At 30.9% G+C, this 2,716-nt stretch carries 2 protein-coding genes; both read left to right on the forward strand.

What is annotated here, in order from left to right; all coding sequences use genetic code 11:
* Window positions 1-177: 177 nt before the first annotated feature.
* Window positions 178-1,863, forward strand: a complete 1,686-nt coding sequence (locus tag PKN74_RS08265; protein ID WP_015051357.1) for a DUF262 domain-containing protein — start codon at window positions 178-180, stop codon at window positions 1,861-1,863.
* Window positions 1,850-2,716: DUF262 domain-containing protein (locus PKN74_RS08270; RefSeq protein ID WP_472310357.1), on the forward strand; the 867-nt coding region annotated here is incomplete at its 3' end. The genes PKN74_RS08265 and PKN74_RS08270, both read left to right, overlap by 14 nt.

Below are 2,716 nucleotides of genomic sequence, written 5' to 3' on the forward strand. Positions count from 1 at the left end.
GCCGATGAGATATATAGGCGCAGGCTGTATTTAAAAAAAGATGGCAGTAAAGCGCAATATACACAGATAAGGGCAAGGTGTGGGCATTATCCGGATATGTTTGAAGCTCTTCCGGGTAATATTATCAGGCTGAAGCAATCATAATTTTGAAAGAAAAAAGAGTAGGGGGATATTTTTATGGAAAACGAAATTAAGTTGTTGTCAATTAATGAAATAATAAAAGAAAAATTCCTTATCCCTTCATACCAAAGGGGATATAGGTGGGAAAAACGCCAAGTAACAGAACTGCTCGATGATATTTGGGAATTCTCCCAACAAGAAAGAAAAAAAGATGAGTTTTATTGCTTGCAACCTATAGTAGTAAAGAAAAATGGCGACAAGTGGGAGGTAATTGACGGACAGCAACGATTAACTACAATCTACATAATTTTGTATTTTTTAGGTAGAAAAAGATATGACATAGAATTTGAGACAAGAGAAAAAAGCAAAGAATTTCTACAGAATATCGATGTATCAAATACATCAAATATTGATTACTTTTTTATAGGACAGGCATATAAAACTATCAAAGAATGGTTTGAGTATAAAGAAAATGTTGAATCAGAATACACTGTTAGAGATGAATTTAGCATTGCATTAGGTAAGCTTACCAAAATAATCTGGTATGAAGTTAATGATGGTTCTAATCCCATAAATATTTTTACTAGGCTTAACATCGGGAAAATACCACTTACAAATGCGGAACTTATAAAAGCATTATTTTTACAAAAATCAAACAAGAATAATAACGATAATGACACTTTTAGGTTAAAACAATTAGAAATAGCTAGTGAGTGGGACAGAATTGAATATACTCTTCAAAATGACGAGTTTTGGAGCTTTATTAATAAAGAATTTAATGATATGCCAACAAGAATCGAATATATTTTTAATGCAATGGCTAAGAAAAGTTCAAGAGGGGATGACTTTTATACTTTTAGGTATTTTAATGAAAGATTAAGGCAACGCAGTGTTCAAGAGATTTGGGATGAAGTTAAGGCTTACTTTTTAACATTTGAAGATTGGTTTAATGACAGGGAATTATTCCATTTAATAGGTTATCTTGTAACTTGCGGAGAGAGAATTGAGCAACTCAAAGATGCAGCTGAAGGAAAAAGCAAAACTGAGTTTAGAAAATATATTGATAACAAAATCAGGCAACACGTTAATTATAAGATATCAGAACTGGATTATGAAAAGAACTCGAATGAAATTAAAAAAGTACTTCTACTATTTAATATAGAAACAATACTTAGAATGAAAACACACAATTATCGTTTTTCTTTTAATTCTTATAAAAGAGGAAAATGGAGCATTGAACACATTCACGCCCAGAATACTGACGGTTTGAGTACAGTAAAACAGTGGATGGCGTGGATTGAGGATCATATAAAAAGTTTAGAAAGAATTAATGCAAACAAATACAAAGAAGTCATTGAAAGAATGAAGTCTATAAATGAGGATAATATAAGTGCTGAATTATTTAATAAATTATTCGAAGAAGTTCAGAACTGTTTTAAAGACCAATTTAGTGATGATATGCATTTAATAAATAACCTAACTCTACTGGATAAGGACTTAAATAGCAGACTTGGCAATTCATTCTTTGATGTAAAGCGTGATATTATTATAAAAATGGATAAGGAAGGCTATTTTATCCCTATTTGTACTAGAAATGTATTTTTGAAGTATTATAGTAAGAATGCATCACATTTGCATTTTTGGGGTCCTGAAGACAGGAAGGATTACTATGATGAGATAATACATACTTTACAGAAATATTTGCCTAATCAAGCGGAGGTGAATAGTGATGCAAACAACTAAGTATACATTTTGGAAGCTAATAAATGAGTATAGAATTGAAATACCAATTATACAGAGAGATTATGCCCAAGGAAGAAATGTTGATAAAATACCAGAAATAAGGAAGGAATTTCTTGAAAGCCTTTATAATGCAATAGTTAATGAGAGCAATACATTAGATTTTGATTTTGTATACGGTTCTATAGAAGAACGAGAAGGGGATAAGGTATTACTGCCATTAGATGGACAGCAGAGATTGACCACTCTCTTTTTATTACATTGGTATCTTGCCACAAAGGAAAATAAAACTAGCAAGATAAAAGGTATACTTTCAAAATTTACTTATGAGACCAGAATAAGCTCTCGGGACTTCTGCTATTCGCTAGTAGAAAAAGGTGTTAAATATGATCTTGGCAAAGAAAATGATAAAATATCTGATTTAATTAAAGATGCTCACTGGTTTTATATGTCATGGATAAAAGATCCAACTATAAAATCAATGCTAACAATGCTTGATGATATTCATCTGACTTTTAGGGATACTCAAGATTGCTTTGAAAAACTAATACGTGATATTAATTCAGATCCTCCAATAACATTTAGATTTTTGGAACTTAAAAACTTTGGCTTAACTGATAACTTGTACATAAAAATGAATGCTAGAGGAAAACCTTTAACGGATTTTGAAAACTTTAAAGCAAAATTTACTCAGATAATTGATGATGTGTTGCCAGAAAAGCTTCTGGATTTTTCTTTAAAGATAGATAACGCCTGGACAGATGTTTTCTGGAAGTATAAAGAAGCCAATACTATCGATAATCCTTTTATGCGATATATATATTTTATTACAGAAATGCTTTATGTTGAAAACCAG

This window comes from Defluviitoga sp. (assembly GCF_035349255.1).
GTDB lineage: Bacteria > Thermotogota > Thermotogae > Petrotogales > Petrotogaceae > Defluviitoga.

Coding starts and splice junctions, on each gene's coding strand:
- PKN74_RS08265 (WP_015051357.1), top strand. CDS start 178: ATGGAAAACGAAATTAAGTTGTTGTCAATTAATGAAATAATAAAAGAA.